Raw genomic sequence first — 18,671 nt, 5'->3', positions numbered from 1 at the left:
GCATCAACCTCGGCAGCCACCAACCCGTCGCTCCGAAGAACCGTTGTCTTTCACCCCTTCCTGACCGGCAAGCATGCGACGCACGACGAAGGCGACGGCAATCAGCATCAGGGCGGCCGTGCCGACGACACCAATGAAGGCTTGGTCGAAGGCCACCCGGGCCACACCGATCACCTGCTCGGCCTGGTATGGTGCCAGCCCTTCCGATAGGGCAAGGGCCTCATCAATGCTGTCGCGCGCCTCGGGAGCGATCGCAATCCCGGGCGGCACGAGCATGGCCCGCGTGTAAAGCAGCGACATCAGGCTGCCCAGCAGCGCGATGCCGAGCGTTCCTCCCAGCTCGTAGGAAACCTCCTCGACCGACGCCGCCATTCCGGCCCGGTCCTCGGGGGCCGAGAGCATGATGGCCGAGGACGCCGCCGTCATCGCGGCGCCGCTGCCAAGCCCCATCACCGTGAGGGCCGCGATCCACAGCCCGGCCGGGCCGTCGTGGCTGGCGAGGAAGGCCAGCAGGGCCAAGCCGGTCAACAGGAGTGCGCCCCAAAGCACGCGCGCGGGTCCGAGCCGCGACAGCGCCGCCCCGGTCAGCGGTGCCGCGACCAGAGCGGCAAGCGGGATCGGCAGGATCAGCAGTCCGGCCTCGAGCGGTGAAAGCCCCAGCACAAGCTGGAGACGTTGGCTGAACACCAGCTCCACCCCGATCAGCGCCGCCGCCGCCGCCAGGGCGGTCGCCACGCCCGCGGAAAAGCGCGGATCGGCGAAGAGTGAAAAGTCGATCAGGGGAAAGCGGCTGCGGCGCTGCCGGCGCGTGAACTGCGCCATGGCGAGCAGACCGACGAGCAGCGTCAGCCCGGCCATTCCCCACGAGGGGTCGCGCTTGGCGGTTTCCTTCAGCGCATAGATCAGGCCGCCGAGGCCGATCATGACCTGAACCGAACCGATCAGGTCCCAGGGACGCCCGGCGTCTCCGGGACGGTTGGTCAGCAAAAGGGTGCTGGCGGCGAACGCGGCCACAACCACCGGCACGTTGATCAGGAAGACCGAGCCCCACCAGAAATGCTCCAGCAGCGCCCCTCCCATCACCGGACCGGCCGCGGCGCCGCCGGAGGCGACGGCGGCCCAGATGCCGATGGCGAGCGACCGCTCCTCCGCGTCCGTAAAGGTGAGGCGGATCAGGGACAGCGTCGCCGGCATCATCATCGCCGCGCCGACCGCCAGCACCGTCCGCGCGGCGATCAGGGTTGCCGGCGAAGGCGCGAAGGCAGCGCCGAACGACGCCGCGCCGAACACGAGGAGGCCGGCCGTGAACATCAGCTTGTGCCCGACCCGGTCACCCAGCGTGCCCAACCCGGGCAACAGCCCCGCCATCACCAGGGGGTAGGCGTTCACAATCCAGAGCTTCTGGGAAGCGGTGGCCCCCAGCTCACGGGTGAGCGTCGGCAAGGCGGTGTAGAGCACCGTCATGTCGACGACGATCAGGAACAGGGCGCTGGAAACGGTGGCCAGGATCAGCCATCGCGTGCCGGGGAACATGGGAAGAGTCCTTGGTGGTTACGAGTGTGGAGCGCCGGCGGAAACGACCCAGGTTTTCCCTCAGAGCCCATCATCGAGGAGCGCGCGCAGGTCGCGCCCGAGGCCGCTCCAGTCCTCGTCGCGGAAGTCCATGAAGCCGAAGGCGCGCAGGAGGAAGGCCCCTTCGGTGGCCAGAAGCGCGATCCTGGCCCGGCGCCCTTCCGTGGAACGGGGGTCCAAGCCGCCGAACCGCTCCTCGTACCAGGCCTTGGTGCTGTCGATGTGCCGTTTGGCCTCGATCAACGCCGCCATCATGCCGGCGGCCCGGGCGTGGCCGTCGGCGTCCATCGCCATGGTGGCTTCGACGTGGCCGCGCACCGCCTCGACAGGCGTCGGCGCCGGTCCGACGGCGGCGGTGATCTGGGCGTCGTACTCGCACGCCCAGCGTTCGATCATCGCGGCGATCAGGTCGTCCTTGCTGCCGAAGCGCGACTGCACGCCGCCTTTCGAGACGCCGGCGGCCTTGGCGACGGCATCCATCGTCAAGCCGCTGGTGCCCGCCGTCAGCACGAGGCTTTCAGCGATGTCGAGAACCCTGTTCCGGTCGATCGTCGGCAGACGCCCCACGAAAACCTCCCCAACCAAATATCAATCCATACGGATGAATTGATATAGCAAAGCGCCGATGCGGGCAAGCCGTTCAGGCATGGCGACCCTCCACCCTTCCCGTCAGCCGTCGGTTGCTTCTCGTTTCGGGTGTTTCGCGTTCGCTCCCTGATTGCTTGTCAGGGACGGCTCGATGGAGACACGGTGCCAAGGGTCGGAGTGGCGGGCTCGTCGTCCATCGCGCCGCCCAGCGCCTTGTAAAGCGCAACCGCGTTGCCCAACTCGTCGCGGCGCAGGTCCAGCAAGGCCTGTCGCGCCGTATAAAGCTGGCGTTGGGAATCCAGCAGTTCCAGCCGCCCTTCAACACCCGCGCGGTAGCGCCGGCTGGAAAGCTCGACACGGCGCTCCGCGCTGGTGACCACGCGCGTCTGTGCTTCGATTTGGCGACCGAAAGTCGCCTGCCCCGCCAGACCATCGGCAACCTCGCGAAACGCGATCTGGATGGCGCGCTCGTACTCGGCGACGGCGGCGGACTTGCGAAGTTCGGCCAAACGCAGTTCGGCGTTCAGCCGTCCGCCTTGGAACAAAGGCAGGGTGATCTGCGGCGCGAAGGTCCACGTCCCATGATCGGCACCGAACAGGCCGGCCATGGCCGGGCTGACGTAGCCCAGCGAGGTGGTCAGCGACAGGCGCGGGAAGAACGCCGCCCGCGCCGCGCCAATGTCGGCGTTGGCCGCGATCAGAGCCTGCTCCGCCTGGAGAATGTCAGGCCGGCGAAGCAACAGGTCCGATGACAGGCCCGCCGGAGGGCGAAGCGTGACCGCCTGTCCTTCAAGCGGCAGGGCGTCCGGCAGGTCGGCGGGCGGTTCGGCACCGATCAGGAGTTGCAGCGCGTTGCGAGCTTGCGCCACGGCTCGTGTCCGCGCCTCCAGATCGGCCTGGGCCGTGGCCAACTGCCCTTCGGCCTGGGCCACGTCCAACCCACTGTTCTGGCTGCGCTCCCGCAATCGCTGCGCCAGGTCGAGCGACCGCTGCCAGTCGGCCAGGGTGCGTTCGGCCAGCTGCCGCTGTTCCTGAGCCAGCCGCTCGGCAAAATGAGCGTCCGCAACCGCACCGATCAAAGCGATCCGTGCGGATCGTCGCCCCTGGTCGCTGGCGAGGTAGCGAGCCAGGGCGGCGTCGGACAGCGACCGCACCCGGCCGAACAGATCAATCTCGAACGCGCTCAGCCCGACGGTGAGCCCGTATTGATTTTGTGTGGTTGCCGGCACGGCCGGGCTGGTCTTGGCATTGGCGGCCGTCCGCTGGCGGGTGACGCCACCGGTCGCGTCGATGGCGGGCAGACGTGCGGCGCGCTGGATCCCGTACTGGGCTTGGACCGTCTCGGTGTTCAGGGCCGCCAGCCGCAGGTCGCGGTTGTTGGCAAGCGCCAGTTCGACCAGCCGCCGCAGACGGCGATCACCGAACAGCGTGCGCCATTCAAACTCGACCGCAAGTGCGTGTGTCTCGACCCCGGCGACGGTCGGCAAGGCCGCCGGCACCGGCGGGGCCGGTTTGTCGAGGGCCGGGGTGAGGGAGCAAGCGGACAGCGCGAGGAGGAAGGGGATGGCGAGCGGTCTCATCGTTTTCATTTCTCTTCCACCTGGCGGGGCGCAGGGGCGGCTCGGCGGGCCATCCGCCAGGCTTCAAGGCGTTCCCTCCCGCCCATCACGAACACGAAGAAAACGGGCACGAAGATGATGGCCAGCACGGTTGCGCTGACCATGCCGCCGAACACGCCGGTGCCGATGGCGTGCTGGGTCTCGGCACTGGCGCCCATGGCGATCATCAGCGGCACGACGCCGAGACCGAAGGCCAGGGAGGTCATCAGGATCGGGCGCAGGCGCAGGCGGGCCGCGGCCACGGCGGCCTCCGCAAGACCCATGCCCTCGTCGCGCAGTTGCTTGGCGAACTCGACGATCAGGATGGCGTTCTTGGCCGACAAGCCGATCACGGTGATCATGCCGACCTTGAAGTACACGTCGTTGGGCAGGCCGCGCAGCGTCACCGCGAGCACCGCGCCGAGGAGGCCGAGCGGCACCACCAGCATGACCGACAGCGGAATGGCCCAACTCTCGTACAACGCGGCAAGCACGAGGAACACCACCAGCATCGACAGCGCCATCAGCATCGGGGCCTGGGCGGCGGACTGCCGCTCCTCCAGCGATTGTCCGGTCCAGGCGATGGCGAAGCCGGACGGCAGCTGCGCGGCCAGCCGCTCCATCTCGGCCATGGCGGTGCCGCTGGAAACGCCGGGGGCGGCGCTGCCGGAGATGCGCGCGGCCGGAAAGCCCTGATAGCGAACAAGTTGCAGCGGCGTCTCGCTCCAGACCGGACGGACAATCTCCGACAACGGCACCATCCCGCCGGCCGCGTTGCGCACAAACAGCTTGAGCACGTCGTCGATCTGCATGCGCGCCGATGCGTCGGCCTGGATGATGACCTGCTGCATGCGTCCGGCGTTGGGAAAGTCATTGACGTACGTCGACCCCATCGCCGTGGACAGCGTGTCGCTGACGCTGGTGAACGCCACGCCCAGCGCTTCGGCCTTCTCGCGGTCGATGTCCAGGCGGACGCTGGTCCCGGCGGGCAAACCGTCGGGATAGACGCCGGTCACGGCCCCGCTCTTGGCCGCCAGTTCCAGCAGGCGTGCTTCGGCGGCCTTGAGCGCGGCATACCCCTGGTTGGCGCGGTCCTGCAGACGCAGTGTGAAGCCTGAGCTGGTGCCCAGCTCCTCGATGGCGGGCGGCAGCAGAGTCATCACCGTGCCTTCCGTCGTGCCGGCCATGGCCTGCTGCGCAAGGTCCGCCTCGCTCCGGGGCGTGGCGCCATCGCGCTCGCCCCGGTCCTTGAGCATGGTGAACCCCATCGCGGCGTTCGTGCCGGACCCCGAAAAGCCGAACCCCACGATGGACAGGTTGGACGCGACCGATGGGCGCGAGGCGACATGCTCCTCGAACGTCTTGACGATCTTGAGCGTGCGGTCGGTCGTGGCCTCGGCGGGAAGCTGGATGGAGGTCATGAAGTAGCCCTGATCCTCCTCGGGCAGGAAGGATGACGGCAGTTGCCGGAAGGCCAGCACCAGGACCGCGACGAGTGCCGCGAAGACCAGCATGACGCGCCCGGTGCGCGTCACCAACCCGGCGACACGCCGCTCATATCGCTGCGTCAGGCGGTCGAAACCACGATTGAACCAGCCGAAGAAGCCGCGCTTTTCGTGATGCGCGGGGTCGACCGGCTGGAGGAGCGTCGCGCAGAGTGCCGGCGTCAGGGTGAGCGCCAGGAAGGCGGAGAACAGAATCGCCACCGCCATCGACAGCGTGAACTGCTGGTAGATCACACCGACGGAACCGCTGGCCAGCGCCATGGGAATGAACACGGCGGTCAGGACCAAGGTGATGCCGATCACCGCACCGGTGATCTCCTTCATCGCCTTGACCGTCGCGTCCTTCGGCGCCAGCCCTTCCCGGGCCATGATGCGCTCGACGTTCTCGACCACGACGATGGCGTCGTCGACGATGATGCCGATGGCGAGCACCATCCCGAACATGGTCAGGACGTTGATCGAAAAGCCCGAGACCAGCATCACGGCGAAGGTGCCGAGCAGCGCGATCGGCGCGACGATGGCGGGGATGAGCGTGTAGCGCACGTTCTGGAGGAACAGGTACATCACCAGGAAAACCAGCAGCATCGCCTCGGCCAGCGTCTGGATGACCTTCTCGATCGACATCTTCACGAAGGGTGCGGTGTTGAAGGGAATCGAATGGCTCATGCCCGTGGGCAGGGTCCTGCTCAGCTCCTCCAGGCGGGCCTGCACGCCCTCGGCGGTCCTCACCGCGTTGCCGCCGGGCGTGAGCTGCACGGACGCGGCGGTGGTGGGCTTTCCGTTCTCCCGGTTGATGAAGCTGTACGACTGGGCCCCGAGTTCGACGCGCGCGACATCGCCGAGCGTCACCTTCGAGCCGTCGGAGGCCGCACGGAGCACGACGCCGGCGAATTCCGCCGATGTGGTCAGCTGTCCCTGGATCGTGAGCGGAACGGTCACGGTCTGGCCCGGCAGCGTCGGCGACGCACCGACACTGCCGGGAGCGATCTGGACGTTCTGCTGGCTGATCGCCGCCGTCAGGTCGCTCATGGACAGGCCATGGGCCATCAGCTTGGCCGGATCGACCCAGACGCGCATCGCCTGCTCGGAACCGAACAGCTGGACCCGACCGACGCCGTCGATGCGCCGCAGCTCCTCGACGATGTTGCGCGCCATGTAGTCGCTGAGCGCGGTTTCATCGAAACGGCCGTCATCGGACTTCAGCCCGACGATCATCAGGAAGCCCGACGACGCGGATTCCACGGTCAGGCCATTCTGGCGCACGACCTGCGGCAGCCGCGGCTCAATGGACTTGAGCTTGTTCTGCACATCGACCTGGGCCATCTCCGGGTCGGTGCCGGGTGTGAAGGTGGCGGTGACGGTCGCCGATCCGGAGGCATCCGACGCCGATTCGAAGGTGAGCAGGTTCTTGACGCTCGACAGCTCGCGCTCGATGAGGCTGATCACCCCGTCGTTCATCGTCTGCGGGCTGGCCCCGGGGTAGGTTGCCAAGATGCTGACGGTCGGCGGCGCCACCGAGGGGTAACGGGCGATCGGCAGCTGTGGAATGGCGATCACACCGAACAGGATGATGAACAGGGCGATGACCCAGGCGAACACCGGGCGTTCGATGAAGAATTGAGGCATGATGGAATTGTCCTGTCCGCTCAGCGCATGGTGGTGGCGGTCGGTTTGGAAACCGGCCAGTCACGCGCAGTCACCGGGACACCCTCGGACAGACGTTCCATGCCCTCGACCACGACCCTCCGCCCGGCTTCGAGGCCGGCAGTGACGCGATAGCGGCGGTCCACCAGTTCGCCGAGTTCCACCGGCGTGAGGAAAGCCTGATCGTTCCCGTCGAGCGTCCACACCTGCGGCTGGCCGCCGACGCGCACCACCGCCTGCTGAGGAAGGGTCAGGGCATCGGCGTAGCTCACGCGCGGCACCCGCGCACGAACGAACATCCCCGGAAGCAGGTCGCGCCGCGGGTTGTCGACGAGGATGCGGAGCAGCACGTCGCCCGTGCCGGGATCGACGGAAATGCCCGAGAACAGCACGCGCCCGGTCGCCTCGTACGGTTCGCCGTCGCCGCGCAGAATGGCGACCGGCAGACCATCCCCGGAGTCCGCTTTCCGCAGGGCCATGGCCTTGCGCAGGGGAGCGAGCGAGGACGCCGGCTGACGCACATCCACATAGACCTGATCGATCTGCTGGATGCGCGCCATCGGGTTGCCATCGCTGCCGCCGACCAGCGCCCCCTCGGTCACCAGCGCCTGGTCGATGCGTCCCGGGATCGGCGCCTCCACCGTGGCGAATTTCAGGTCGAGTTCGCGGCGGGCCAGGGTCGCGCGGGCCTGCGCCACGTCGGCCACGGCCTGGTCGCGCTGGAACACCGCATCGTCGTAGACTTGGCGGCTGACGGCATCGGCCTTGACCAGCGGCTGCAGCCTCGCCACCTGCACCCTGGCACGCTCCAGCCCCACCGTTGCCCGCTGCAGCGCGGCGGCGGCCATGTCCATCTCGGACTTGAACGGCGCCGGGTCGATCTGGAACAGCGGCTGGCCGGCAGCCACCTCGCTGCCCTGCTCAAAGCGTCGGCGCAGCACGATGCCGCTCACCTGCGGTCGTATCTCGGCAACCCGCAACGCGGCGACGCGGCCCGGCAGATCGTCGGTCAGCTCCAGCCGGGATGGCGCAACGGTGAGAACGGAAACCTGCGGGGCCGGATTATCCGTAACCGGTTCGGATTGCTCACACCCCATCAGCATCACCGCCACCAGGGCACAGGCGCCACCATGACGGCGCAACTGGTCGATCCTCATCCGCTTTCCTTCAGGCGCAGGCCGATATCGGCAAAAACGCCGGCAATCTGAAGGCGCCTGATTGCGTTTCGTTCGAGGTCGTGTGGAGATTTGATGGAGAGGGAAAAATTGTTGCGAGCCGCCGCGATGCCCATGACGCCTGCGCCCGCACCCTCAGACGCCGGCCCCCGCTCTGCCAAGGCGGCACAGGCGGGTCGTCCGACGTCGAACCCGCCGATGGCTGGACAGCATGCTTGCGGCTTATGGTGCGATTTTCGGCAGCCGGATCTCGAACGTCACACCTTGCGGTTCCGACGCCATCGCCACCGCGACGCCGCCATGGGCCTGCGCGATGGCCTGCACCACCGCCAAGCCCAAACCGCTGCCGCCGCTCTCCCGCGAACGAGACGCGTCGCTCCGCCAGAAGGGATCGAAAATTTTGCTCTCCGCACCGTCCGGCAGGCCGGGGCCATGGTCGCAGACCCGCAAAATGGCATGATCGCGCGTCGCCCTGGTTTCGATGCGCACCTCGCAGGGCGCGGCGTAGCGCCGGACGTTGTCGAGCAGCGCCGTCAGGACCTGACGGATGCGCGCACCGTCGCCGTGGATCATCACGGCCCCCAGATCCGCGTGGATCGACACGCCGGCCTGCTGAAGCATCGGCTTGGTGATCGCCACCACGGAGGCGACTTCACCCGCAAGATCAATCGTTTCGAGCCTCAACTCGAGACGCCCGTTCTGCGCCAGCGTCAAAATCTTCAAATCGTCGACGATCCGGCTCAACCCCTCGACCTGGACGAGAAGGACCTGAAGCGACGGCGTGTCGGGAATGAAGACGCCATCGACGTACCCCTGTATCTGGCCGCGCAGGATGGTCAAGGGCGTGCGCAACTCGTGTGCGATCGCGGCGTGCCAGGCCCGCATCTCCGTTTCGGCCCGGCTCAACTGTCCGGCCATGTGGTTGAAATCCTCGATCAGTTGGCGCGTTTCGGCAAACGACGCCTTCGTCGGCATGGCCCGCGCGCCGAGATCGCCGGCCGCAATCCGCCGGGCCGCCGTCGCGACCGCGTCCAGGGGATGGATGAGCCGACGGGCGAAGCGCATCGCCGCAACGATCGCCCCACCCAATCCGATGGCCCACAGCACGAGGAAGGCGGTCCATTCCGGCGTCGTCGGCCAGTAGCTGTCCGGTTCGGGAACGCCCTCGAACCCCTCGGGTGCCCAGAACCGGAAGAAGACGAGCTCGTAGAACAGGAAGGACCCGGCGCACATGATGATGAGCGCCAGCCCGGTCACGCCCGCCATGGACGCAACCAGCTGCCGGTTCAATGACTTGGCCGATTTCATGAAACGGACGACAGCCGATAGCCGACGCCCCTGATGCTCTCGAAGAAATCCTCGGTTCCGGCGGCGTGAAGCTTGCGCCGGATGTTGCTGGCATGCGTATCGATGGTCCGCTCCAGCGTGTTGCCTTCCGGCAGGCAGGCGTCGATCAGGTCGGCGCGGCTGAAAACGCGCGTGGGCTGCCGCGCCATATGCGCGAGGATGCGGAACTCCGTCGCCGTGAAGTCGATGCGGACCCGGCCGTCGGCGCCTTCGACGGCGACGGCATGAGCCGTCAAGTCGATTTCCAGCGGACCGACCCGCAGCACCGTGACGTCGCTCCGGCCCATCGCCCGCCGCAGAACGGCCTTGACCCTGGCGACCACCTCCAGCGGGTTGAACGGCTTGACGATGTAGTCGTCGGCACCGATCCGCAGCGCCTGAAGCTTGTCGAGATCCTCGTCGAGCGCCGTGATCATGATCACCGGCGTATCGCCGCGACGCCGAATGGCCGCCAGAACCTCGTAGCCGTCGAGCTTGGGGATCTTGACGTCGAGGAGCACGATGTCGGGCCGGAGCTGCTGATGCAGATCCAGCGCGATCTGACCGTTCTCCGCACGGACGGTGCGCAGCCCTTCACGATCGAGATACCCCGTGATGATCCGCGCGACGTCGGGCTCATCCTCCACAACCAAAGCCAGCACGCTCATTCCACTCTCCAAATTCCGACCACTCTGCGATTGCCGGCAAGGCTCATGATAGCGCCGCTTCATGGACGTTCCGTGGAGATCGTGAGGACATCCCCCCTGTCCGCACGCCCATACCCGCACACCCCTGGACCGGGCTCATCCGGATGTCGAAGGACAGCCGCCCAGGGCACGGTAGAGAGCGGCGGCGTTCTCCAGCCGCGCCCTCCTGGCGTCCAGCAGAGTCTGGTCGGCGGCGAACAGGCTGCGTTCGGCGTCCAGAACCTCGAGGTAGCCGACCGCTGAGCCTCCTCCGGATCGGTGGACACCTTTGTTAAGCTCCCGTTGGGAGCGGAGAGGTGGACATGACAACGACACGGCGCTTTTTCACGGACGAGTTCAAGCGAGAGGCCGTGGCCCTGCTGGAAAGCAGTGGCCGGCCCCTGGAACACGTCGCCAAGGCGTTGGGCATCCAGCCGTCGATGCTGCGCACCTAGCGGCGGCGCGTATCCGGGCCAGCGGGGCCGGCGCAGCTCCCCACCAAAAAACTGTGAGCATTTTCTCGGGGCCTCTGAAATGAGGTTCCGGATCATTGAGGACTGCCGCGACGAGTGCTTCACACGGCGATGATCGCGTCGATTTCGACCTGGGCGCCTTTCGGAAGGGCCGAAACTTCGTAGCAGGCACGGGCCGGCTTATGCGTGGAAAACACTTTCGCATATTCATCGTTCAGGGCGGCGAAGGTGGACAGGTCGGTGACCAGAATGGTGAGTTTCAGGGATTTGGCGATGTCCGTGCCGGCAGCCTCGGCAATCGCGGCGATGTTGGCAAGGCATTGGGCCATCTGTTCGACGGGGTCTTCCGACACAAAAGCCCCGGTCGCCGGAACGATGGGAAGCTGGCCCGAAACAAACAGCAGGTCGCCGTGGCGCATGGCTTGACAATAGGGGCCGATGGCAGCCGGGGCGGAGTCGGTATGAATGGGGGTCACGGTCTGTCTCCTTATGGCTCGTTATGGCTCGGGGGCGGGGAAGTGAGATCAGCCATCGCCGCGGCGAATCAGGGACTCGGCGAAAGCGACGAGCTGGTCGACGTCCGCCTCGGTGTTGAAGTAGTGCGGGGCCGCGCGAACCAGCGTGGGCAGATGCCGGCGTTCGGCGTCCAGGCGGGTGCTTTCCGGCGACGAGGTGCTGATGGCGATGCCACGGGCTGCAGCTCTGGAGACGATGCTCTGCGGAGCCAAGGCATCGGAACTGAAGCTGACGATGGCACTGGGGCACTCGCCCAGGTCATGGGTCCGGAAGCTGGGCACGCTTGCCAAGCCATCTCGAAGCCGCTGTGCCAGCCGGCGGCAGCGGCGCCAGATGCGGTCGATGCCGATTCCCATCGCATAATCGGCGGCCTCGCCCATGCCGAGCCGCGCCATGTGGTTGCTTTCCCAGCTTTCGTAGCGCCGGGCGTCGTCGCGCAGCTCATAGCGGTTGCGCTCCACCCACCGGGCGCCGATGTGATCGATGAAGGGGGGCTCGCACCGATCCAGCATCGCGCGGCGGACATACAGGAAGCCCGCGCCACGCGGTCCCCGCAGGAACTTGCGCGACGTCGCGGCCAGAAAGTCGCAGCCGAGTGTCTGGACGTCGATCGGCATCTGACCGACCGCCTGGCAGGCATCCAGAAGATAGGGAATGCCGTGCGCGCGGGCGATCTGGCCGACGGCCGCCGCCGGATTGTTCAATCCGCCATTGGTCGGCACCCACGTCAGCGAAATCAGGCGAACCTTCGGATCGATCATCCGCTCAAGCGCCGCCAGATCGACGACGCCTTGCTCATCCGACGGACACACGCGGATGACGACTCCCCGGCGCCGCTGCATCTGGAGCAGGGTCACATAATTGGCGCCGTATTCCGCCTCGGCGGTGATGACCACATCGCCGGGGGTGAAGTCGAGGGAATGGAAAGCCAGCTGCCACGCGACCGTGGCGTTCTCGACGAGAGCGATCTCGGAGGGTGCTGCGTTGATCAACCGGGCAATCGACCCATAAACACGCTCCAGTCGCTCCTCGGAAGCCGCGAAGGCACCGTATCCGCCCAGCCGGGCTTCCAGGTCCAGGTAGTCGTGCATCCGCTCGACCACGGGGCGTGGCATCAGCGACGCGCCGCAACTCAGGAGGAAGGTTTGCCCGGCGAGCCCTGGCGTCTCGGCGCGGAGCGCGTCCAGTTCCTCGTCTAGGATGTCGGCAGGCAAAGGGGATGCGCCGGCCGGACGGAGATCGTTTCCGGTCATAGTCATTGGACTGCTTTGTAACGGCCGCCGGGGAAAGGCACCGCCCTCCCCCGGTGGTCTTGAACATGTGCCGCACCCGCCCGTGGGCGGCCTTAGCGAACCTCGGCCCAGATGTGCTCACGGACCACGGCGTCCTTCAGGGTGACGCCGTAACCCGGCCCGTCCGGAATCTGCAGAGCGCCGTTCTTCAGGCGGCCCTCGAAGGGCTCCGTCGCCACTTCGATCCAGCCGGGAATGCGGGCCCAGTAGGGGAAGTGTTCCTGCACGTAGAAGTTCGGGATCACGGCGCTGAGATGGGTGGCGATGCTGGCCGCAACGGAACTGCCGCAGACATGGGGTTGCACCTTGACGCCGTAGGCATCGGCCATGGCGGCAATCTTATGGGTTTCAGCGAACCCGCCGGTGTTGCCGATGTCCGGCTGCAGAATGCCGACGGCCCGACGCTCCAGCAGATCGCGGAAGCCGTACCGCAGATATTGCCGCTCGCCGGTGGCGATCGGAATGTTCGTCTTGGCGGCGACCTGTTCCAGCGCACCCAGGTCTCCCGGATCGCAGATCTCCTCGATGAAGGCGATATCCAGGTCTTCCAGACCATGGACGAAGCGGATGGTGTCGCTCACCGAGAAACCACCGGCCAGATCGAGCATGAGCGTGACGTCGGCGCCCACGGTGCCCCGGACCTGCGCGACGATATCCAGGGCGGTGTTTACCGCTTCGCGGTCATCCGCGTAGCGGTTGACCGTGTGCCGAAGGGTCCCGTTGGGCTGAATCCGCGCCAAGGGGTACATTTTCAGGGCCTTGTGCCCGTCCTTCACGGCCGCTTCCGCTTGGCGCAGCAGATCGGTAACGGAGGTCGCGCCGAAGTACCAGCCATTGGCGTAGTAGGCGAGCGTGTCACGCATCCGTCCGCCGAACAGCTCGTGGACCGGAACGTTCAGCGCCCGCGCCCGAATGTCCCACAGAGCCTGCTCGATGGCACTGAGGCCGGCTCCGGCAATGCCCCCCGGATTCTTCAGCCAGAAGGACTGATCGTACATCTCGCCGATCAGGCTGTTGATGCGGGTCGGATCGGCGCCGATCACGAACCGTGCGCACAGGTCCTGGATCATGCCCGCGGCGCCGGTCCGGCCGCAGCCATAAGCCGTGGCGACCTCGCCGAGGCCGGATATTCCCTCATCGGTATCGAGCTTGACGATGACGGGTTTGAGGCCCTCGCTGTTGATGACGTAGATCGTGGCTTTGGTGATCTTCATGATGACGCTGTCCGGTGAATGGGATGGGATAAAGGCTCAGGCGCCGAGTTCATCGCGCAGGGACCGGTGGAGCGCGGAAGCCTCCTCCAGCCATCCGAGGCGCATTTCGGCAACCGAGGAGCGCAGCAGCCGGGTGTAGGGATGACGGGGAGCCCCGAGGACCTGCGCCGTGGGGCCTTGTTCGACGACTTCGCCGTTGCGCAGGACCATGATCTTGTCCGACATCGCCGCCACGGCGGAAAGGTCGTGGCTGATGAACAGGATGCCGATGTTCAGCTCGCGCTTGAGTTCGTTGATCAGGTCGAGGACCGATGCCGCGACGATGTTGTCGAGCGCCGAGGTGATTTCGTCGCAGATCAGCACGTCCGGTCGGGCGGCGAGAGAGCGGGCCAGGTTGACGCGCTGCTTTTCACCGCCGGACATCTGGCTCGGCTTGCGGTCGACGTAGTCGGCGGGCAGATGGACCTGTTCCAGAAGTTCGCGTATCCGCTCGGCGCGGCGCTCTTTGGAACGTTCTCCGAAGAACGTCAACACCTGCCCGAGGATGCGGCCCACGGTGTGGTGGCGGTTCAGGGACGTGTCGGCCGACTGGAAGGTGATCTGGACGGCCCGGCGCATGGGGAGTGGACGCTTGAGCACATCCCGTTCCATAAGCCGCCCGTTGACCAGGACGTCGCCCTGGCTGGGTTGGACCAAGCCGGCGATGGCACGGGCCATGGTGCTCTTGCCCGACCCGGACTCGCCGACCACCGCCATCATCTCGCCGCCGTTCAGGGTCAGCGACGCACCGCTGAGCGCCTTCACCGCAAAACCGCCGGTGCCGTAGCACACGGCCAGATCGCGAACCTCCAGAAGCGGCGGCCGGTCGGTCCTGTCGGACGGGGACACCGCTGCCGCGGTGGTGGCGGCGGCGGCGGTGTCCGCCATGGTCCCGGATCCGGCATCGAAACCGCGATGCATCTCCAGGAGCCGCTGCGTGTAGGGGTGTTGGGGATGATGGAGGATTTGCTCGACCGTGCCGCGCTCGACCACCTCGCCGTTGCGCATCACCAGGATGTGGGTGGCGACCTGGACCACCTGGGCGATGTCGTGGCCGACCAGGATGGCGGCGGTCCCGCTGGCGCGGATCCCGGTGTCCAGGGCCTTCAGCACCTCCACCTGGGTGGTGGCGTCAAGGGCGCTGGTCGGTTCGTCGCAGACCAGAATCTCGGGCATTTCATGCAGGCCCATGGCGATCATGAACCGCTGCAATTGCCCGCCGGAAACCTCATGGGGAAATCGGTTGTAAAAGGCTTCGCCGGTGGGCAGGTCAAGCGTCCGATAGACTTCCCGTGCGCGGGCGTGGGCCGCGTCGGGGGACATGGTGTGATGGATGCGGCTGCTTTCCGTGACCTGGCGGTCCAGCCGGATGCGCGGGTTGAAGGAGACCGCGGCGCTCTGGGCGATGTAGGCCAGCTTGCGGCCGCGCAGGCGCGCCAGTGCCCGCCGGCTCATCCGCAGCAGATCCTGGCCTTGGAAGAGCACCTGTCCGGAGACGTGGCGGACGCCCGGCCGCATGTGCCCCAGGGCGGTCAGCGCCAGGGTCGTTTTCCCGGACCCGGATGCCCCGATGAGCGCCAGGATCTGGCCATGTTCCAGGGTCAGCGAGACGTCCCGCAGAATGGGTTTCCCGCTGTCCGCGGACAGGTTCAGGTTCTGTATACGGAGAAGCGTCATACCCCGCCTCCCTTCTTTTCACGTTCCTGCAGGCCGTCGACGAACAGGTTCAACAGGACGGAGACGACCGCGATGGAGAGAGCCGGATAGATCGGTGCCCAGGAACCAATCTGCAGGCCGTCCAGATTTTCGCGGACCAGCCCGCCCCAGTCCGCCATCGGCGGTTGCACGCCAAGGCCAAGGAAGCTCAGGCCGCTCATGAAGAGGATCGCGAAGCTCAGCCGCAGGGCGAAATCCGCGGTCAATGGCATGACCACATGCGGCAGCATCTCGCCGAACAGAAGCCACCGATTGCCCTCGCCGCGGGCACGGGCCACGGTGATGAAGTCCTGTGCGATCAGATCTTGCCCAAGCGCACGGGAGATCCGGAACACACCGGCCGCATAGACCACGGCCGTCAGCACCACGATGGCGACGAGGGACGGGCCGGTCACGGCGAGCACGACGAGACCGGCAATGATCTTGGGAACGGACAGAACCACGTCGACGATGCGGCTGACGACCGCATCGAACCATCCGCCGCGCAGCGCCGCCAGCAGACCCAGCGTGTCGCCGATCAGGTGGGCAAGAATGGTGCTGAGCAAGGCCATGCCAAGGGTGACGCGGCCCGAGCTGAGCAGCCGCGCCAGCAGATCGCGGCCGAGGAAGTCGGTGCCCAACCAGTACTCGCCGGACGGCGGAACGAAGCCGTCGCTGCTCAGGAAGGCGTTGGGGTCGTGCAGCGGCAACAGCGGTGCCGCCAGAACGACGAAGGCGACCAGCAGCAGGAGAGCGACGACAACCGACAGCAGCGTCGGCCGGAACAGGCTTTTGAGCCGGGAGGGTGTCTGGTGCGGCATCATGAGGAAGCCCCCGATTCCTTGCGGCTGTCGAACAGCTTGGCGACGATGTCGGCGACCATGATCAGGCCGATGTAGGCGGCCGAGAAAATCATTGCGCAGGCCTGGACCACCGGCAGGTCGCGCGCCTGAACCGAATCCGCCATGAGCCGGGCGAGGCCGGGGAAGGCGAAGATGGTTTCGACGATCACCACGCCGCTGATGAGGTAGGCGACATTCATCGCGATGATGTTGATCAGCGGTCCGATGGCGTTGCGCAAGGCGTGCACCGTGATCACGCGGACCGATCCGGCGCCTTTCAGCCGGGCCGTCTCGACATAAGGCTGCGTCAGGATGTTGCCGACCACGGCGCGGGTCATCCGGGCGAGCTGCGCGGTGACGATGATGGTCATGGTGGCCAACGGCAACAGCATGGATTTGATCAGGGTCAGGACCCCCGAGCCGGGCGTCACGTAGGAGATCGCCGGTAGCCAGCGCAGATGGATCGAGAAGACGAGCACACCCAGCGTGGCGACCAGGAATTCCGGCGTCGCGCACAGGCCGACGATGACGATGGTTCCGACCCGGTCCAGACGGGTGCCCTTGTGGACAGCCAGGACCATGCCGATCAGCAAAGCCAGAGGAACCGAGACCAGCGTGGTCAGCCCGGCCAGCGTCAACGTGTTGGACAGGCGTTCGGACAACATCACGCTGACGGGTTGGCGGGAGGTCATCGAAACGCCCCAGTCGCCCTGAAATATGCCCCACAGCCAAGCCAGATAGCGAACCGGCGCGGGCTGATCCAATCCCAGCTCGGCCCGCAACGCAGCCACGTTCTCGGGGCTGGCCGACTGTCCGAGCATGATTTGCGCCACATCGCCGGGCAACATCTCGCAGCCGACGAAAATGAGCAGGGAGATGACCAGCAGCAGGACGAAGCCTGCTGCCAGCCGCTTGACGATGAATCTGATCACGGCGAGACCTAGTGCTTACGAAAGCCAGACCTGATCGGAGAACCGGAAGCCGGAGAAGTTTCCGATCTGGTTGGGTGTAAGCCCCTGGATACGGCTTGAAACACCGTCGAGATAGCTCAGGAAGACCGGCATCGTCACCGCACCGCAGCTGTGCAGGATCTCCTGGATCTCATGGTACATGGCGATGCGCTTGTCCACATCCAGAGTGGTCCGAACCCCGTCGATGAGAGAGTCCAGCCGCGGATTGCCGTAGTGGGAGAAGTTCCACTGCGAGCCGCTCTTCCAGGTCACGTTGAGCAGCAGATGCGGCGTCGGACGAGGGAAGAAGTTGGTTGCGAAAAAGCGGCGCTTGCCGGCGACGGCGGTCCAGTAGCTCTCCGACGGCTCGCGCCGCAGGGTCAGGTTGAGGCCTGCCTGGGCGGCGGAGCGCTGCAGAAGCTGGGCGATTTCGACGCTGTAGACCACCCCGTCGCTGACCGAAAGTTCGAGCGGGGTCCTCCCGATGCCCGATTTCTTCAAGTAATGCTTGGCTTTGTCGAGGTCCAGTTCACGCTGTGGCAGGTTGGCGTTGTAATAGGGGCTCATCTTGCCGATCGGATGATCATTGGCGACGGAGCCGTGGCCCTTGAGCACGGTTTCGACGATCTTCGGGCGGTCGAACATGTTGGCGATGGCCAACCCGAGGTTGGGGTCGAAGTTGGTGGCGGCGTCAAACTGATACCCGGCGTAGCGGGTGCTCGGCGTCTCGAAGATCTTCGTGGACGGGTTTGCCGCGACTTGATCGATGCCCGCGCCTTTCAGGTCCGCGGCCATGTCGATGTCGCCGGACAGCAAGGCGCTGACCCGTGCGTTGGCATCGGTGATCGAGATCATCTCGATCTCGTCCAGGTAAGGCTGACCGTCCTTCCAGAAGTTGGTGTTGCGAGTCAGCACGGTGCGAATGCCGGGCTGGAACTCCGCCATGACGAAGGGGCCCGTGCCGATCGGCTTGGAAAAGTCCTCGGTGCCGTCCTTCACCACGCAGAACTGCAGCAGGCCGAGCAGAACGGGCAACTCGACATCCGCCTCAGCCAGGCGGACCAGAATGGTGTCGTCACCTTCCGCGGTCACCGCGGCGATGTTGGCGACCAGGGGCTTCGCCGACGAGGCCTTGGCTTCGTTCTTGTGGCGCATGATGGAGAACGCAATGTCCTGAAGCGACAGGGGCTGGCCATCGCTGAATTCCACGCCCTTGCGGATCTTGAAGCGCCATTCGGTGGCCGACGGGTTGGCTTCCCAGGACAAGGCCAGTTCCGGTTGCGCCTGGCCCGAGCCATCGACGCGGGTCAGCGTGTTGAAGACGGCGGACCCGCGGATGTAGTCGTTGGCGTTGGTGAAACGCGCGCTGTCGAAGGTATCGTTGGTGCTCTGCTGGGCAAGGGCCAGCCGGACGCGGCCACCCTTCTTCGGCACCATCGCGGAGGGGCTGTTCGTTGTCCCGGCCGCTTGGGCGATGACGGGAATCCCCCCGAGCACGGCTGTCCCCATAGCGGTTCCGAACAAGGTGTGGAAATCACGCCGGCTGATTTTTGAAA

15 protein-coding genes and 1 pseudogene are annotated in these 18,671 nt (G+C 66.2%); 1 reads left to right on the top strand and 15 read right to left on the bottom strand.

The annotated features are described in order from the left end of the window. Positions 1 to 3: 3 nt before the first annotated feature. From FHW79_RS19450 to FHW79_RS19415, 8 genes are all read right to left on the bottom strand, one after another. Positions 4 to 1,533 carry an MFS transporter gene (locus FHW79_RS19450; protein WP_183180480.1) on the bottom strand — a complete coding sequence of 510 codons (1,530 nt, stop codon included), beginning with the start codon at positions 1,531 to 1,533 and terminating at the stop codon, positions 4 to 6. 60 nt (positions 1,534 to 1,593) lie between these two features. After that, positions 1,594 to 2,139, bottom strand: coding sequence for a TetR/AcrR family transcriptional regulator (locus FHW79_RS19445; protein ID WP_183180479.1), 546 nt, complete (start codon positions 2,137 to 2,139; stop codon positions 1,594 to 1,596). A gap of 158 nt (positions 2,140 to 2,297) precedes the next feature. Further along, on the bottom strand, positions 2,298 to 3,740 hold the full coding sequence (locus tag FHW79_RS19440) for an efflux transporter outer membrane subunit (RefSeq protein ID WP_183180478.1): 1,443 nt from the start codon (positions 3,738 to 3,740) through the stop codon (positions 2,298 to 2,300). Between the two features lie 5 nt (positions 3,741 to 3,745). Further along, entirely contained in the window at positions 3,746 to 6,889 is a 3,144-nt protein-coding gene (locus FHW79_RS19435; RefSeq protein WP_183180477.1) for a multidrug efflux RND transporter permease subunit, read from the bottom strand. 20 nt (positions 6,890 to 6,909) lie between these two features. Beyond that, positions 6,910 to 8,064: an efflux RND transporter periplasmic adaptor subunit gene (locus FHW79_RS19430; RefSeq protein ID WP_183180476.1), complete on the bottom strand. Its 1,155-nt coding sequence runs from the start codon at positions 8,062 to 8,064 to the stop codon at positions 6,910 to 6,912. Beyond that, positions 8,061 to 8,198, bottom strand: coding sequence for a hypothetical protein (locus FHW79_RS19425; RefSeq protein WP_183180475.1), 138 nt, complete (start codon positions 8,196 to 8,198; stop codon positions 8,061 to 8,063). The genes FHW79_RS19430 and FHW79_RS19425 overlap by 4 nt, the downstream gene beginning before the upstream one ends. 106 nt (positions 8,199 to 8,304) lie before the next feature. Further along, on the bottom strand, positions 8,305 to 9,390 hold the full coding sequence (locus tag FHW79_RS19420; protein WP_183180474.1) for an ATP-binding protein: 1,086 nt from the start codon (positions 9,388 to 9,390) through the stop codon (positions 8,305 to 8,307). After that, entirely contained in the window at positions 9,387 to 10,076 is a 690-nt protein-coding gene (locus FHW79_RS19415; RefSeq protein WP_183180473.1) for a response regulator, read from the bottom strand. The genes FHW79_RS19420 and FHW79_RS19415 overlap by 4 nt, the downstream gene beginning before the upstream one ends. A gap of 341 nt (positions 10,077 to 10,417) precedes the next feature. Here FHW79_RS19415 and FHW79_RS19410 point away from each other — a divergent pair. After that, a pseudogene (locus tag FHW79_RS19410) lies at positions 10,418 to 10,546 on the top strand (transposase); the annotation flags it as partial. 122 nt (positions 10,547 to 10,668) lie between these two features. Here FHW79_RS19410 and FHW79_RS19405 read toward each other — a convergent pair. The 7 genes from FHW79_RS19405 to FHW79_RS19375 form a co-directional block, all read right to left on the bottom strand. Next, a complete protein-coding gene (locus tag FHW79_RS19405; RefSeq protein ID WP_014239636.1) occupies positions 10,669 to 11,043 on the bottom strand; it encodes a Rid family detoxifying hydrolase in 375 nt (124 codons plus the stop codon). A gap of 48 nt (positions 11,044 to 11,091) precedes the next feature. Continuing rightward, positions 11,092 to 12,336 carry an aminotransferase class V-fold PLP-dependent enzyme gene (locus FHW79_RS19400; protein ID WP_211108393.1) on the bottom strand — a complete coding sequence of 415 codons (1,245 nt, stop codon included), beginning with the start codon at positions 12,334 to 12,336 and terminating at the stop codon, positions 11,092 to 11,094. A gap of 92 nt (positions 12,337 to 12,428) precedes the next feature. Continuing rightward, positions 12,429 to 13,589, bottom strand: coding sequence for a mandelate racemase/muconate lactonizing enzyme family protein (locus tag FHW79_RS19395; protein ID WP_183180472.1), 1,161 nt, complete (start codon positions 13,587 to 13,589; stop codon positions 12,429 to 12,431). Between the two features lie 36 nt (positions 13,590 to 13,625). Further along, on the bottom strand, positions 13,626 to 15,305 hold the full coding sequence (locus FHW79_RS19390) for an ABC transporter ATP-binding protein (protein WP_183180471.1): 1,680 nt from the start codon (positions 15,303 to 15,305) through the stop codon (positions 13,626 to 13,628). Then, positions 15,302 to 16,147 carry an ABC transporter permease gene (locus FHW79_RS19385; RefSeq protein WP_183180470.1) on the bottom strand — a complete coding sequence of 282 codons (846 nt, stop codon included), beginning with the start codon at positions 16,145 to 16,147 and terminating at the stop codon, positions 15,302 to 15,304. Before FHW79_RS19385 ends, FHW79_RS19390 begins: the two co-directional genes overlap by 4 nt. After that, the gene (locus tag FHW79_RS33545; RefSeq protein WP_183180469.1) at positions 16,144 to 17,097 is read right to left on the bottom strand and encodes an ABC transporter permease; all 954 of its coding nucleotides are present in this window, start codon (positions 17,095 to 17,097) and stop codon (positions 16,144 to 16,146) included. Before FHW79_RS33545 ends, FHW79_RS19385 begins: the two co-directional genes overlap by 4 nt. A 15-nt stretch (positions 17,098 to 17,112) precedes the next feature. Continuing rightward, positions 17,113 to 18,552 (bottom strand): ABC transporter substrate-binding protein, encoded by a 1,440-nt coding sequence (locus FHW79_RS19375; protein WP_183180468.1) that lies wholly within the window; start codon positions 18,550 to 18,552, stop codon positions 17,113 to 17,115. Positions 18,553 to 18,671 lie beyond the last annotated feature (119 nt).

This window comes from Azospirillum sp. OGB3 (assembly GCF_014192915.1).
Classification (GTDB): domain Bacteria; phylum Pseudomonadota; class Alphaproteobacteria; order Azospirillales; family Azospirillaceae; genus Azospirillum.
This window is presented reverse-complemented; position numbering and strand designations above follow the sequence as displayed.

Coding starts and splice junctions, on each gene's coding strand:
- FHW79_RS19435 (WP_183180477.1), bottom strand. CDS start 6,889: ATGCCTCAATTCTTCATCGAACGCCCGGTGTTCGCCTGGGTCATCGCC.
- FHW79_RS19420 (WP_183180474.1), bottom strand. CDS start 9,390: ATGAAATCGGCCAAGTCATTGAACCGGCAGCTGGTTGCGTCCATGGCG.
- FHW79_RS19375 (WP_183180468.1), bottom strand. CDS start 18,552: ATGGTGCCGAAGAAGGGTGGCCGCGTCCGGCTGGCCCTTGCCCAGCAG.
- FHW79_RS19440 (WP_183180478.1), bottom strand. CDS start 3,740: ATGAGACCGCTCGCCATCCCCTTCCTCCTCGCGCTGTCCGCTTGCTCC.
- FHW79_RS19425 (WP_183180475.1), bottom strand. CDS start 8,198: ATGGGCATCGCGGCGGCTCGCAACAATTTTTCCCTCTCCATCAAATCT.
- FHW79_RS19390 (WP_183180471.1), bottom strand. CDS start 15,305: ATGACGCTTCTCCGTATACAGAACCTGAACCTGTCCGCGGACAGCGGG.
- FHW79_RS19385 (WP_183180470.1), bottom strand. CDS start 16,147: ATGATGCCGCACCAGACACCCTCCCGGCTCAAAAGCCTGTTCCGGCCG.
- FHW79_RS19400 (WP_211108393.1), bottom strand. CDS start 12,336: ATGACCGGAAACGATCTCCGTCCGGCCGGCGCATCCCCTTTGCCTGCC.
- FHW79_RS19395 (WP_183180472.1), bottom strand. CDS start 13,589: ATGAAGATCACCAAAGCCACGATCTACGTCATCAACAGCGAGGGCCTC.
- FHW79_RS19430 (WP_183180476.1), bottom strand. CDS start 8,064: ATGAGGATCGACCAGTTGCGCCGTCATGGTGGCGCCTGTGCCCTGGTG.
- FHW79_RS19450 (WP_183180480.1), bottom strand. CDS start 1,533: ATGTTCCCCGGCACGCGATGGCTGATCCTGGCCACCGTTTCCAGCGCC.
- FHW79_RS19415 (WP_183180473.1), bottom strand. CDS start 10,076: ATGAGCGTGCTGGCTTTGGTTGTGGAGGATGAGCCCGACGTCGCGCGG.